Source organism: Gordonia sp. SCSIO 19800, from assembly GCF_018132775.1.
Classification (GTDB): domain Bacteria; phylum Actinomycetota; class Actinomycetes; order Mycobacteriales; family Mycobacteriaceae; genus Gordonia; species Gordonia hongkongensis.
In genome coordinates this window covers 140,842-154,718 of sequence record NZ_JAGRQM010000002.1, presented here as the reverse complement: position 1 = coordinate 154,718, position 13,877 = coordinate 140,842, and the positions used below count along the sequence as shown (strand labels likewise).

The window sequence follows — 13,877 nt, the reverse complement described above, 5'->3', positions numbered from 1 at the left end:
TCTCGCCCCCGTCCTACTGGATGTTGACGTCGACGCTGGCCGGCAGGTCGATGCGCATGAGCGCGTCGACCGTCTTCGGTGTCGGGTCGAGGATGTCGATGAGTCGCTTGTGGGTACGCATCTCGAAGTGTTCGCGGCTGTCCTTGTACTTGTGCGGCGAACGGATGACGCAGTACACGTTCTTCTCGGTGGGCAATGGCACCGGGCCGACGACGCGTGCCCCGGTACGGGTCACGGTCTCCACGATCTTGCGCGCCGAAGCGTCGATCGCCTCGTGGTCGTAGGCCTTGAGCCTGATGCGGATCTTTTGTCCCGCCACGCTGTGTCCTCTTCCGTCAGTTGTTCTCGACAGACAAACACCGCGTGATCTGGACCGACCTCTCGCCGGCTGAGCACATGACCACCGTGTGAGATACGGCAATCGACGCTGTTCATCTGTCGTTGTACGTTGGCTCGCACCTAGTACGAGCCGGTTTGCTCCGGCACCCGCGGTCGGGCGTGTCGGGACCGTGAACCGATGTCGGGGCACGCGTTACACGCCCAGTCCCCGTAGACCGGGCCTGGGAGTCATTCACCTGATCGCGACCGCAGGTCTGGCACATGGCACAACCTGCGTCCGCCGGTCAAGGCAACCCGAACAGTATGCATCAGGTCGGGAGCACGATCAAATCAGCGCCGGCGACCGTCGGCCGAACCTTACCTGACCGATGAGTAAGATACCGCCATGAGTTCCACGAACCCCACCTTCGCCCTGCGCAAGAAGCTGCCCGCCACTCCGCTGGGCAACGTCCTCTTCTCCCTCGGCATGGTCGCGAAGGTCCCGTACTTCGGCACCGTCCTGCCTCTCGTGCAGGAGATGGAGCCCGGCTACTGCAAGGTCACCGCACCCAACTGGTTCGGCGTCCACAACCACATCGGCACCTTCCACGCGATCGCGGCGTGCAACCTCGCCGAGGCCGCGATGGGGATGCTGATGGAGGCCACCACGCCCACCACCCACCGTTGGATTCCCAAGGCGATGCAGACCCGCTATCTGACGAAGGCCACAACGCGCCTGACCGCCGAGGCGCGACTGGCCGACCCCGTCGACTTCGACGCGATCACCACCGGCACCGACGTCACCGTGTCGGTGAGCATCGTCGACACCGAGGGCGTCGAGGTCGTGCACTGCGACATCACCACCTGGGTGACGCCGAAGTAGTCGCCCCGCCCGGGGTGCCGTCCCGACCGGCTGCTCCTAGGGTGGGAGGATGCCTCCGCCCGGGGCACCAGGGCACCAGCGGCACCGGAGTACGACAGCTAACGAGGAGGACCACCGACCCATGTGCGGAATCTGCGGCGAGATCCGGTTCGACGGGACGGCTCCGGATGTCTCGGCGGTCGACGCCATGACCTGCGAGATGACACGTCGCGGCCCTGACGGCTCGGGCGTCTTCTCGAAAGGCGCTGTGGCGCTGGGTCATCGGCGCCTGAAGATCATCGACCTGACCGAGAAGGGCAGTCAGCCGATGATCGACCCGGCACTCGGCCTGGCGTTGGTCTTCAACGGCTGCATCTACAACCACCACGAACTGCGCGCCGAACTCGAGGGCAAGGGCTACACGTTCTTCTCCCACGCCGACAGCGAGGTCATCCTCAAGGCGTTCCATGCCTGGGGCCCCGACTGCGTCGACCACTTCATGGGCATGTTCGCGTTCGCCGTCGTCGACACCGACACCGGCGTGGTCACCCTCGGACGGGACCGGCTCGGCATCAAACCGCTCTATCTCGCCGACACCCCCGGCCGGCTCCGGTTCGCCTCGTCGGTGCAGGCACTCCTGCGCGCCGGCGACGTCGACACCTCCATCGATCGGGTGGCGTTGCACCACTACTTCAGCTTCCATGCCGTCGTCCCGGCACCCCACACCATCTACAACGGCATCCGGAAGCTGCCGCCGGCCACCGTCATGACCATCCAGCCCGACGGACGCCGCACCGAACGCCGTTACTGGGAACCGGTTTTCGAACCGCATCCCGACCGCCGGGACTGGGACGAGAAGCGATGGCAGCACGAGCTGCTCGACTCGCTGCGGACGTCCGTGCGCCGGCGCATGGTCGCCGACGTCCCGGTCGGCGTGCTGCTGTCCGGGGGCGTCGACTCCTCGCTGGTGGTCGCGCTGCTCGCCGAGCAGGGTCAGACCGACCTCGCGACCTTCAGCATCGGATTCGATTCCGCGGCCGGGGAATCGGGGGACGAGTACGCCTACTCCGACCTCATCGCCGACACCTTCGGTACCGACCATCACAAGATCCACATCGGGACCGACCGGTTGCTGCCCGCGATCCCGGATACGGTCGCGGCGATGGGCGAACCGATGGTCAGCCACGACTGCGTCGCGTTCTATCTCTTGTCGCAGGAGGTCAGCAAGTCCATCAAGGTGGTCCAGTCCGGTCAGGGCGCCGACGAGATCCTCGGCGGGTACAGCTGGTATCCCCCGCTGCTGGACGTGACGAGGGAGAAGACGACGCGCGCGTACGCCGACGTGTTCTTCGACCGCGACGATGTCGACATCCGCGGCATCCTCGCCGACGACTACCTCACCGAGGCCGGTTACGACCCCAGCTTCGAATTCGCCTGGGCCCACCAGTCCGCACCGGGCGCGGCCACCGCCGTCGACGCCGCCCTCCGCCTGGACACGACCGTCATGCTCGTCGACGACCCGGTCAAACGCGTCGACACCATGACGATGGCCTGGGGCCTGGAGGCCCGCGTCCCGTTCCTCGACCACGAGTTCGTCGAACTGGCCGCCACGTGTCCCCCCGATCTCAAACTCGCGCATGGCGGCAAGGGCGTCCTCAAGGAGGCGAGCCGGGCGCTGCTGCCGTCGGCGGTCATCGATCGCACGAAGGGGTACTTCCCGGTGCCGGGTATCCGCCATCTGACCGGCGGTGTCCTCGATCTCGTGTCGGACACCCTGCGGTCGAAGGCGGCCCGCGATCGCGGCCTGTACCGTCCCGCGGCCCTCGACCGACTGTTCGCCGACCCCAACGGAATCCGCACGAGACTCGACGGCAACGAGCTGTGGCAGGTCGCCCTACTGGAGATGTGGTTGCAGACGATGGAAGCGAACGCCCGACGGTGACCGCTCTGCGCTTCGACGACCGCGGCTGGAAGACCTACGGCGCCTCGCTCTCCCCCGACGGGAGTGCCTTCGCCTACATCGTCGACGAGGGCACCGGTTATCCGCGGGCCGCGCAGCGATCGCTCTCGCGGGACGGCGTCGGCGAGTTGCGCTGGGTGCAGCTCCGATCCACCGGTCCGGTCCGAAAGGTGGTGCACTCCACGGACGGTCGCTGGCTCGCAGTGGAGATCGCGCCCAGCGGCGGTGAGCACCACCAGGTGTGGGTCGTCACCACCGATCCCGACGACGACACCGCCCATCGCATCGCCGCGACGCGCCCCGACGGGCGATCGTTCGGCACGGTGGGCCTGGTCGGCTGGGACACCGACTGGGTCCTGATCACCGCCATCGATCAGGACGGCACCTCCCACGCGCTCCGCGTGCATCCGGGGACCGGGACGACACTCACCCTCGATCAGCGCGTCGGCAGCGTGCTGATCGACTCGTGGAAGGGTGCCACCCTCGTCCGGGTGGGCCCGCGCGGGTATCACGACATGTTGCTGCTGCGCCGCCATCCCCAATCGGGTGACGACGAGATCACGATGACCCCGCTGCTGCCGCAGGATCCGGGCGCGATCACCGATCAGGGTTATCTCCTCGACCAGGGTTTCGATCACTCATCCCTGGTGTTCGTCCCCGCCCCGAACGAACCGGCCCGCGACCTCGACAGTGTCCAGGCGCTGGTGCGCAGCGATTTCGACGCCAAGTTCCCTCGGCTTCTGGGAGTCGAGGTCAGCAAGTTCGGCGTGCGCTTCCGGGTGATGGCCCAGCGCGTCGACATCGGGCTCGACGAGTTCGCGGTCAGCCACGACCAGTCGACCGTCGCCCTGCTGTGGAATGTGCGGGGCTGCAGCGAGTTGCAGATCCTGACCCTGCCCGATCAGACCCTGCACCCGCCCATCGACCTGCCCGGCGAGGTGGCCTCCGACCTGTCCATCAGTGCCGCGGGGTCGGTCGTGACGGTGACGGTGTCGAGCCCGCAGCACTCCCCCCTCGTCCATCTCGTGGATGTCGCCAACCGGCAGGTGTTCCCGGTCCGCGACGACGTCGTCGCCGGCGAGGGTCCCTCGTGTCTGCTCCGGCCCGAACTGATGGAGTTCTCGGCGCGCGACGGTATGCCGTTGTCCGGCTTCCTGTTCCGCGCCAAGCGGACCGTCGGCACGGCCGCGCCCGGCCCCACCCTGCTCTACTTCCACGGCGGACCCGAGGGGCAGTCGCGCCCGGACTACCAGTTCTTGTTCGGTCCCCTCGTCGACGCCGGGATCACGGTCTTCGCCGCGAACGTCCGCGGGTCGTCGGGATACGGCCGGTTGTTCGCGCACGCCGACGACCGTTACGGACGGTATGCCGGGATCGACGACGCCGCGGACTGTGCCGAGTTCCTGTGTCGACAGGGCATCGCCGACCCCGACGCGGTCTACTGCTCCGGCCGTTCGTACGGCGGTTATCTGACCCTGGCATGCCTGACCTTCCATCCCGACCTGTTCGCCGCCGGGATCGCCATCTGCGGCATGAGCGACCTGGAGTCGTTCTTCCGCAACACCGAACCGTGGATCGCGGTGGCGGCCTACACCAAGTACGGACATCCGGAGTTCGACCGTGAACTCCTCGCCGACCTGTCGCCGATCCACCGGATCGACGCGGTGCGCGCGCCGCTGCTCGTCGTCCACGGAGCGCACGACACCAACGTGCCGGTGAGCGAGTCGCAACAGATCGTCGCCGAACTCCAGGCACGCGGCGCCGTGGCCGAGATGCTGATGTTCGACGACGAGGGTCACGAGATCGTCAAGCGGCACAATCAACATCGGCTCACCGAGGCGGTCGCCGACTGGATCGCGCGTCACCCGTCCCGGAATCGGTCATCTCGATGAACCGGCGGATGACCGACCGCCTGCTCGCCCAGCTCGCCGAGACGCGTTCGCCCAACACACGTGCGAATGTGCTCGAGGAACTACGTCGACTGATCCTGTCCGGTGGCGCGCCCCCGGGGACCCAACTCCCGCCGGGCGAGATCGCCGACGCCTTCGACGTGAGTCCGATCCCGGTCCGCGAAGCCCTGAAGACACTGGTCGGCGAAGGCCTGGTGGTGCACCGCCCCGGAGCGGGGTACCGGGTGAGTCAGCTGTCCACCGAGGAGCTACGCGAGATCTACTTCGTCCGAGGCACTCTCGAACAAGCAGCACTCGCCCGGTCGGTCGGCCTGATCGACGAGTCCTCCCTGGAGACCGCACGCGCACACCACATCGAGCTGCTCGCGGCGGTGAAGTACAACGACGGCAAGGCTTTTCACGACATCTCCCGCGAGTTCCATCGCGCTCTCACCGAGCCGTGCGCGATGCCGCGGCTGCTCAACATGTTCGAGGCGACCTGGAATCTCACCGAACCGTTCCAGGTGATGAGATCGGTGACCGCCGAGACCCAGCAGGCACTCAACACCGACCACGCCGACCTGCTCGCGGCCTTCGGCGACCGAGACACCGCATCGGTCCTCGACGTCGCACACCGTCACCACCAGCGCCTCGAGAGCGCCGTCATCGAGACCGCCGCACTCCTCGACGTCCGCCACGACTGAGCCCCGGCGAAATATATCTGCCCGTTCATCGCGGGGTAACAATCCGTTCTTACATTTCTCCCATCAGCGTGCGCCCCGTACGACTTCCGACCCCGGCCGCTGACCAGGACCAGGAGAACGCCAATGTCCACACCACCCTCCGGGACGCCCGGACCGCAGGTACCTGCGGCCACGTCCCACACCGGCGCCGCCGGTGAGAGCGTCATCAAGTCCACCTACGACGATCGGCTCACCAACACCGATCTCGCGCCACTGAAGGAACAGAAGTGGACGTGGTACAACATCTTCGCCTTCTGGATGTCCGACGTGCACAGCGTCGGCGGCTACGTGTTCGCGGGAAGCCTTTTCGCGCTGGGCATCGCGGCCTGGCAGGTGCTGGTGGCGCTCGTGGTGGGCATCGTGGCCGTCAACATCCTGTGCAATCTGGTCGCGAAGCCCTCCCAGATGGCGGGCGTCCCCTACCCGGTGACGACCCGGGTCTCCTTCGGCGTCAAGGGAGCCAACATCCCGGCGATCATCCGCGGCGTGATCGCGGTCGTCTGGTACGGCATCCAGACCTATCTCGCCTCAGTCGCTTTCGGGCTCCTGGCGCTGAAGTTCTGGCCCGGACTCGAACCCTGGGGCGATGTCGAACAGCATGGTTTCCTCGGCCTGTCCGCGCTCGGCTGGGCGGGTTTCATCCTGATGTGGATCCTGCAGGCGTTCGTGTTCTGGAACGGCATGGAAACCATCCGGAAGTTCATCGACTTCTGCGGTCCCGCAGTGTATGTCGTCATGATCGCGCTGGCGGCCTACCTGGTCGTCGAGGCCGGTTGGGACAACGTGAGTCTCGACCTGTCGGTCGGCGACGGGCTCTCCGGTTGGTCGTCGTTCACGATGATGATCAGCGCGATCGCACTCGTGATCTCCTATTTCTCCGGTCCGATGCTCAACTTCGGTGACTTCTCGCGGTACGGGCGCACTTTCGGCGAGGTGAAAAAGGGCAACTTCTGGGGCCTGCCGGTCAACTTCCTCTTCTTCTCACTCCTCGTGGTGTGCACGGTCTCCGCGGCGGTCACGGTCATCGGCACCGACGAGGACGGCAACATCATCACCGATCCGGTGCACATCGTCGATCGCATCGACAACACGACCGCCGCGGTGCTGGGCGTGCTCACCTTCGCCATCGCCACGATCGGGATCAACATCGTCGCGAACTTCGTCTCGCCGGCTTTCGACTTCTCGAATGTCGCGCCCACCAAGATCAGCTGGCGAACCGGCGGCATGATCGCGGCGGTCGGCTCGGTGCTCATCACGCCGTGGAACCTCTTCAACAATCCGACCGCGATCCACTACACGATGGACACCCTCGGCGCGGTCATCGGTCCGCTGTTCGGCATCCTCATCGCCGATTTCTACCTCGTCAAGAAGCAGAAGATCGAGGTGGACGAGCTCTTCACCATGAGGCCCGAGGGCGCCTACTGGTACCGCAACGGCTGGAACCCGGTTGCCGTCGGCGCCACCGCCATCGCGTCGATCCTCCCGATCGGTGTCGTCATCTTCGGCACCGTGTATCAGGCCAGCTTCACATGGTTCATCGGCGCGGGCATGGGCATGCTCCTCTACTGGCTCGGGATGAAGTTCGTGCCGACCCGCCTGATCTACGGACCCGCGGCGCTCGCTCGCATGACCGCTGACATCGAAGTGATGTCGGCGGAGCCCGAGACCGCGGGAACGCCGACCACAGAAGCCGCGTCCACCGTGCCCGGGGGCAGCACCCGGAACTGACGGGCGGTGAACCACCGGGCCGCGCGAGCATCTCGCGCGGCCCGGTCTGCTGTGTGTGCGGCTCCCGAACCCACCGCCCACCCCTGACGCATCCATCGTGCCATTGACAAATGGCACGGTTGCTGATGGTGTGAGTTGATGCACACCAGCACGACTCCGACCCCGCTGCCGACCCGCGCGTCGGCACGGGCCACCGTGACCGCCCATGCGACGAGGTGGGGGCTCGGCACGTTCACCGGCGCGATTCCACTGAATCCGCTGGGCATCCGACTCTCGCGCGGTCTCATCGCCGCGATCATGCGCACGCTCGGACGTACGCCATCCGGAACAACCGTGTATCCGGTCCGCGAGAACGGCATTCGCGGCGAGTGGGTTCTCGGACCGGATGTCCGACGGGGGCGCCGCGCGATCTACTACGTCCACGGCAGCGCGTACAGCATCTGCTCGGCTCGCACACATCGGTCGCTGGCCGCGCGGCTCTCTTTCGCGACCGGGATACCGGTGTTCGTCGTCGACTACCGTCTGGCGCCCGAGCACCGATTCCCCACCGCCGCCGAGGACGTCGCCGACGGCTTCGACTGGCTGCTCCGCCAGGGCTTCCTCCCTTCCGACATCGTGGTCGCCGGCGACTCCGCCGGCGGTCATCTGGCCTGCGATCTGACCCTCCGACGCGCGGACGGCGGCGCTGCCCAACCCGCCGCGGTCGTCCTGTTCTCCCCGCTCATCGACCTCACCTTCGAGCTGGCGCGCACCCAGGAACGCATCCGGCGCGACCCGGCGATCACGGCTGCGGCTGCCGCCCGCCTGGTGGCGCTCTACACCCGCGACGTTGCCGCCGACGACCCGCGTCTCGCGCTGGATTTCGCGGCGGCACGGGATCTTCCACCGTTCCTCATCCAGGCGGGCGGCGCCGAGATGCTCAGCGCCGACGCCCGCCACCTGCACGAGCAACTCAGCGCGCACGGCGGTGACAGCCGGCTGGAGATCTGGCCGGGCCTGATGCACGTCTTCCAGGCCCTCCCCCGGCTCGGCCCAGAAGCCGACGCCGCACTGCGCCGGGTGGCCGAGTTCCTGGGCGACCGGGCGGCGGACCGGCCGTCTCCGGCGACGGCCCCGGCCTCACTCACCGAGGCGGACGCGTCATGATCACCGCGGTCGACGGAATACGGCGCCGGTTCCTCCGGAATCCGGTGTCGCAGAACGCTCGCGCGCTCGTCACCGGTGCCGGGAGCGGGATCGGCCGTGCGTTCGCGCTCGAACTCGGCCGGCGCGGCGGCGAGGTGATCTGCGCCGACATCGACGAGACACGCGCCGACGAGACCGCGTCGCTGGTCACCTCCCGGACCGGGCGGGTGGCCCATGCGTTCACCTGCGATGTCGCCGACCGGGCCGCGATGGCCTCGCTCGCGGCGTTCACCCGCGACACCTTCGACGGTCCACCGACTCTCGTCGTCAACAACGCCGGAGTCGGCATCGGGGGCCGCCCGGTCGGCGACATCGGGTTCGACGACTGGGACTGGACGCTCGGGATCAACCTCTGGGGTGTGGTGCACGGGTGCGAACTCTTCGCACCGATGCTGCGCGAAGCGGGCCGCGGCGGGATCATCAACGTCGCGTCGGCCGCGGGTTTCGCCGCGGCGCCGGTGATGGCGCCCTACAACGTGTCGAAGGCCGGCGTGGTCTCGCTGAGCGAGACACTCGCCGCCGAGCTGGCCTCCGCCGGCGTCGGTGTCACGGTTCTGTGCCCCACGTTCGTCAAGACCAACGTGGCCCGCGACGGTCGGATCACCTCGGACGCACAGGATCTCGCCGGGACGCTGATGCGCTGGACCGGGGTGTCCCCGGCCGGCGTGGCCGCATCGACACTCGACGCCCACGATCTGGGACGTCTCTACGTCCTGCCGCAACTGGACGCCCGCGTGATCTGGCATCTCAAACGACACTTCCCGGCGTCCTACGTCCGCGGACTCGGACTCCTCAACCGCCTCCTGCCGTCGTCCTGACCCGGCAACCTCAGCGCACCGACCACATGAAAGGACCACTCTCATGGCCATCGACCTCGACAACATGCTGCAGAAGATCAAGGACCGTCAATGGGCCCTGATCGACATCGATTGGGACGCACCGGGCGCCGAGCTCATCGACCCCGACCTCCACGCCAAACTCAAACCCTTCATGAGTGACCTGATGTGGATCGAGAACGTCGGCGCACGGGGCTTCGCGGCCATGGCCAAGAAGGCGCCGACCCCGACGCTGAAGAGCATCTACGAACACTTCCACGCCGAGGAACAGAAGCATGCCAATGCCGAACTGGCACTGATGCGCAGGTGGGGCATGCTCGACGGCGACGAGATCCCGTCACCGAATGTCAACGTGCAGCTGGTGATCAACTGGCTCGACCGACACTCCGACGACATGTCCCTGTCCTTTCTGGGAACCGTGATCCCGATGCTCGAGGTCGCGCTCGACGGCGCGCTGATCAAGTTCATCACCGACGAGGTCAAGGACCCGGTGGCCCAGGAGGTGTTCAGACGGATCAACTCCGATGAATCGCGGCACCTCGCAGTCGACTTCGAGGTGATGGAGATCCTCGGACACGCGGGGTTGCGCAAACGGACGATCGATTTCGTCGGCGGGTGGGTCAAGCCGACCTTCCTGATCGGAGCTCTCAGTTATGTACCGCTCCTGAACAAGATGCGCGACAACATCGTCGCGATGGGGGTCGACGAGGAACGGCTGTACAGCGCGATGAAGCGCTACCGGGCGGTGGGAGATCGAAGTGAGTACGTGCGGCGCCTGCCCATGTTCCAGGTGGTCGCGTACCACGGTGCGGCGGTGATCAATCGAGGCAACGTGCCCTACCACCTGTTCGCCGACTCGATGGTGAAACTCACCGATCGCATCCCGTTCGGCCTGGTCCACCGAACACCCACGTGGTCGCAGGAACTCACCTACGAGCCGACGGCCTGAGGCGGCGGTGATGTACATCTCGGTGGCCATCATCGGAGCCGGATTCGCCGGCATCGGCGCGGCGATCCGACTCAGGGAGCGCGGAATCGACGACCTCGCGATCTTCGAACGCGACGACCGGGTCGGCGGCACGTGGCGCGACAACACCTATCCGGGTGCCGCGTGCGACATCCCGTCGCGCCTGTACTCCTACAGCTTCGCGCCCAACCCAGACTGGTCGCACACCTACTCGCGCAGTGCCGAGATCCTCGACTACATCCGGTCGATGGTCGACGACTCCGGGATCGGACCGCACATCCGGTTCGGCCACACGGTGACCGGGATGGAGTACAAAGCCGACGACGGTCTGTGGACCATCACCTTCGACGAAGGGCACGAACCGGTACGGGCGCGCGCCGTCGTCCTGGCCTCGGGTCCGCTCGCGAACGCCTCCTTCCCCGACATCCCCGGCATCGAGGACTACGAAGGGCACAAGATCCACAGCGCACGTTGGGATCACGACTACGACTTCACCGGCAAGAAGGTCGCTGTCGTGGGCACCGGGGCGAGCGCGGTCCAGATCGTGCCGGAGCTGGTCGAGACCGCCGCGTCGGTGAAGGTCTTCCAGCGCACGCCCGGCTGGGTCCTGCCCCGCGCGAACGTGCGGACCCGTGCGACGACCAAGCGGCTCTATCGGGCGGTGCCCGGCACCCAGCGACTGGCGCGTTCACTCTGGTTCTGGGGTCACGAGACGGTGGCGCTGGGCGTCGTCTGGAACACTCCCCTGACCCGCGTCGTCGAGGCGGCCAGCAAAATGCACCTGCGGTCGCAGGTCGACGACCCGTGGCTGCGCCGACAGCTCACCCCCGACTTCGCCGCGGGATGCAAACGACTGCTCATGACCAGTGACTACTACCCCGCGCTCCAGCGACCGAACTGCACACTGGTGACCTGGCCGATCGCCCGCATCGCCGAACGCGGCATCCGCACCGTCGAAGGTGTTGAGCACCAGTTCGATTGCATCGTGTTCGCGACCGGATTCGACGTGTCCAAGACCGGGACGCCGATCCCGATCACCGGCCTCGACGGCCGCGACCTCGCGTCCGAGTGGGGCCGGGGCGCGTTCGCGTACCGCAGCGTCGCCGTGTCCGGCTATCCCAATCTGTTCTTCACGTTCGGACCCAACTCCGGCCCGGGCCACAGCTCCGCGCTGGTCTACATGGAGGCCCAGATCGACTACATCACCGAAGCGGTCACCCAGCTGCTCGAGAACGACTGGAAGGCTCTCGACGTGCGCGCCGAGGCGCAGGAGCGATACAACCAGGACATCCAGCGTCGACTGACCTCGACCACCTGGAACTCCGGATGCCAGAGCTGGTACCTGACCGACGACGGGTTCAACGCGACGATGTACCCCGGCTTCGCGACCCAATACGTCAATCAGCTGCGCCGCGTCGAATTGCGCGACTACCGGATCCTCGTTCACCAGGACGCTCGGACTCCGGCCACCGCAGCGTTACAGTGAGGGGATGACCGAGTACCGGATCGACGACCTGGCGCGCGTGTCCGGAACCACGACCCGGAACATCCGCGGCTATCAGGAACGCGGGCTGCTCCCCCAGCCGCTGCGGCGCGGACGCGTCGCGATCTACACCGAGAAGCACCTGCGTAACCTCCGGGCCATCAACAAACTGCTCGGGAGCGGGTTCACCCTCAAGCACATCGCCACCTTCATGACGAACCCCGGCGCCCGCATCGGGGATGCGTTGGAGCTCAACGAGATCCTCGACGAGCACTGGTCGAGCACGTCACGCCCGGAGATCACCCGCGACGAGCTCGACGAGCGATTCGGTCCGCTGGACGATGCCCAGGTCGCGGCTCTCGTGCGAGCGGGTGTGATCTCCGAGACCGCGCGCGATGGGGTGTACGAGGCCATCGACCCGCGCATCATCGGAAACCTGGCGAAACTCGTGCGACGGGGCGTGCAGATCACCGCGCTGGCAGATGTCCACGAACGGTTCACCGCAAAGATCAACGAGGCCGCCGAGATCCTGCTCGCTGCCGCGCATGACGAGGTGGACCGACGCAAGGGCCCGGGCTGGCTGCCGGAGAACGACGACGACGTCGCCTGGGCGGTGAACCTCCTGGGGATGATGCGCCGCGTCGGGACCGAGAACGCCCACGCCGCACTCGACCGCGCCCTCGACACGGCGCTGGACCGGGAACTCTCGGCCCACCAGAGCGCCGTCGACGAGCGCGCGGACGCCGACGCGCCGCAGCCCGGCCGGGAATCCATCGAGCCCTCAGCCGGACCCGTTGTGCCGCTTCGGCAGAACGACCAATGAGGCGAGGAAGAAGCAGATCGCTCCCACGAACGTACCGAACGTAGCGGCCACCGCGTCGGCGGTGACGCCACCCATGGTCACGAACGCTCCGACGGCCGACACCCCGAATGCGACACACCCGATCCAGTTGATCAGCACCGACCACCAGTCCCGATCGCGGAGATCCCACCGGCGTCCGGTGGCGCGGGTGTAGCCGGCGAAGGCGACCGCGCCACTGATGAGGAAGGCGATGGACCCGCCCGCGTCCGGGGTCCAGACCAGGTGCCGGTCGCCCCAGATCGTATGCGCGACCAGAGCTCCCGTGGTCGACACGTTGAACAGGATCGTACCCACCGATTGCGTGGCTGCTGTGAGCCATTCGGCACGGATGACCGAACCGGGCGCCGACGACCGCAGTTCGGCCACGGTACCGCTGCGGATCAGCTGGATGAATCCGGCTGCGGTGAAGAACAAGGCGCCGACGAAGTAGCAGCTGTTGGCGAACCCGGCGCCCATCAAGTGGGCCAGCCCGGGGGCCGACCCCAGCGCGAACAGCGCCGACCCGATCATGAACCCCCAGCACTGCTTGGGCAGCGTCGGCGTCAGGAACGCATGTGTGCGGTCATGCAGTGACATCAAGGCTCGCGATGACCTTGCTCGGCTCGATCCAGATCCCCAGCTCGCCGGGGACCCCGTTGCGGGCTCCGAACTCCTCGGCCCGCTCGGCACCCATGTATCGCGCCCCGCACATCGTCGCGATGCGACGCACCTCGTCGAGGTCTTCGGTGACCCGCGCGATGCCTTGCACCTGCACGAACCCGAACGGCGGTTCGGGCAGGTCGACCGCCATCACGACACGTGGATCACGCAACAGCGCACGGCCTTTGGCAGTCGTGGCCCCGGTGTTGAACGCGATCCGGTCGCCGTCGAGGACGAACCACACCGGAACGACGAGCGGTCGACCATCGGCGGCGGTGTATCCGAGGTGCCCGGTCTTCGTGCCGCTGGTGAGAAATTCGCGGATGGCCGGGTCGGACAGCGTGGGCGCAGACATGCCTCTCACCCTAGAGAGACCCGGCCGCAACCGCGAGGTGTTCGGACCCG

The 13,877-nt window shown here is 67.0% G+C and carries 13 protein-coding genes; 10 read left to right on the top strand and 3 right to left on the bottom strand.

From position 1 onward, the window contains the following. Nucleotides 1–13 precede the first annotated feature (13 nt). Complete coding sequence (rpsJ, locus tag KB201_RS03160; RefSeq protein ID WP_003938093.1) at nt 14–319, bottom strand: 30S ribosomal protein S10; 306 nt, start codon at nt 317–319, stop codon at nt 14–16. A 405-nt stretch (nt 320–724) separates the two neighbouring features. Between rpsJ and KB201_RS03155 the strand changes: the two genes are divergently transcribed. From KB201_RS03155 to KB201_RS03110, 10 genes are all read left to right on the top strand, one after another. After that, nucleotides 725–1,201, top strand: coding sequence for a hotdog fold domain-containing protein (locus KB201_RS03155; protein WP_211538332.1), 477 nt, complete (start codon nt 725–727; stop codon nt 1,199–1,201). Nucleotides 1,202–1,322: 121 nt separating this feature from the next. Next, complete coding sequence (locus tag KB201_RS03150) at nt 1,323–3,122, top strand: N-acetylglutaminylglutamine amidotransferase (protein WP_211538331.1); 1,800 nt, start codon at nt 1,323–1,325, stop codon at nt 3,120–3,122. Then, nucleotides 3,119–5,032: a S9 family peptidase gene (locus KB201_RS03145; protein ID WP_211538435.1), complete on the top strand. Its 1,914-nt coding sequence runs from the start codon at nt 3,119–3,121 to the stop codon at nt 5,030–5,032. The genes KB201_RS03150 and KB201_RS03145 overlap by 4 nt, the downstream gene beginning before the upstream one ends. An 8-nt stretch (nt 5,033–5,040) precedes the next feature. Next, complete coding sequence (locus tag KB201_RS03140; protein ID WP_058252347.1) at nt 5,041–5,733, top strand: GntR family transcriptional regulator; 693 nt, start codon at nt 5,041–5,043, stop codon at nt 5,731–5,733. Nucleotides 5,734–5,856: 123 nt separating this feature from the next. After that, nucleotides 5,857–7,500, top strand: coding sequence for an NCS1 family nucleobase:cation symporter-1 (locus tag KB201_RS03135; protein WP_065629647.1), 1,644 nt, complete (start codon nt 5,857–5,859; stop codon nt 7,498–7,500). A 138-nt stretch (nt 7,501–7,638) separates the two neighbouring features. After that, nucleotides 7,639–8,646, top strand: coding sequence for an alpha/beta hydrolase (locus KB201_RS03130; RefSeq protein WP_211538330.1), 1,008 nt, complete (start codon nt 7,639–7,641; stop codon nt 8,644–8,646). Further along, nucleotides 8,643–9,503 (top strand): SDR family NAD(P)-dependent oxidoreductase, encoded by an 861-nt coding sequence (locus tag KB201_RS03125; protein WP_068970130.1) that lies wholly within the window; start codon nt 8,643–8,645, stop codon nt 9,501–9,503. The genes KB201_RS03130 and KB201_RS03125 overlap by 4 nt, the downstream gene beginning before the upstream one ends. 43 nt (nt 9,504–9,546) lie before the next feature. Next, on the top strand, nt 9,547–10,470 hold the full coding sequence (locus KB201_RS03120; protein WP_058252351.1) for a hypothetical protein: 924 nt from the start codon (nt 9,547–9,549) through the stop codon (nt 10,468–10,470). A 10-nt stretch (nt 10,471–10,480) separates the two neighbouring features. Next, a complete protein-coding gene (locus tag KB201_RS03115; RefSeq protein ID WP_211538329.1) occupies nt 10,481–11,974 on the top strand; it encodes an NAD(P)/FAD-dependent oxidoreductase in 1,494 nt (497 codons plus the stop codon). Nucleotides 11,975–11,978: 4 nt separating this feature from the next. Further along, nucleotides 11,979–12,794, top strand: coding sequence for a MerR family transcriptional regulator (locus KB201_RS03110; RefSeq protein WP_249145021.1), 816 nt, complete (start codon nt 11,979–11,981; stop codon nt 12,792–12,794). Here the strand turns inward: KB201_RS03110 and KB201_RS03105 are convergent. Further along, complete coding sequence (locus KB201_RS03105; RefSeq protein ID WP_211538328.1) at nt 12,753–13,409, bottom strand: hypothetical protein; 657 nt, start codon at nt 13,407–13,409, stop codon at nt 12,753–12,755. The genes KB201_RS03110 and KB201_RS03105 overlap by 42 nt on opposite strands. Beyond that, on the bottom strand, nt 13,396–13,827 hold the full coding sequence (locus KB201_RS03100; RefSeq protein WP_211538327.1) for a PPOX class F420-dependent oxidoreductase: 432 nt from the start codon (nt 13,825–13,827) through the stop codon (nt 13,396–13,398). Before KB201_RS03100 ends, KB201_RS03105 begins: the two co-directional genes overlap by 14 nt. Nucleotides 13,828–13,877 lie beyond the last annotated feature (50 nt).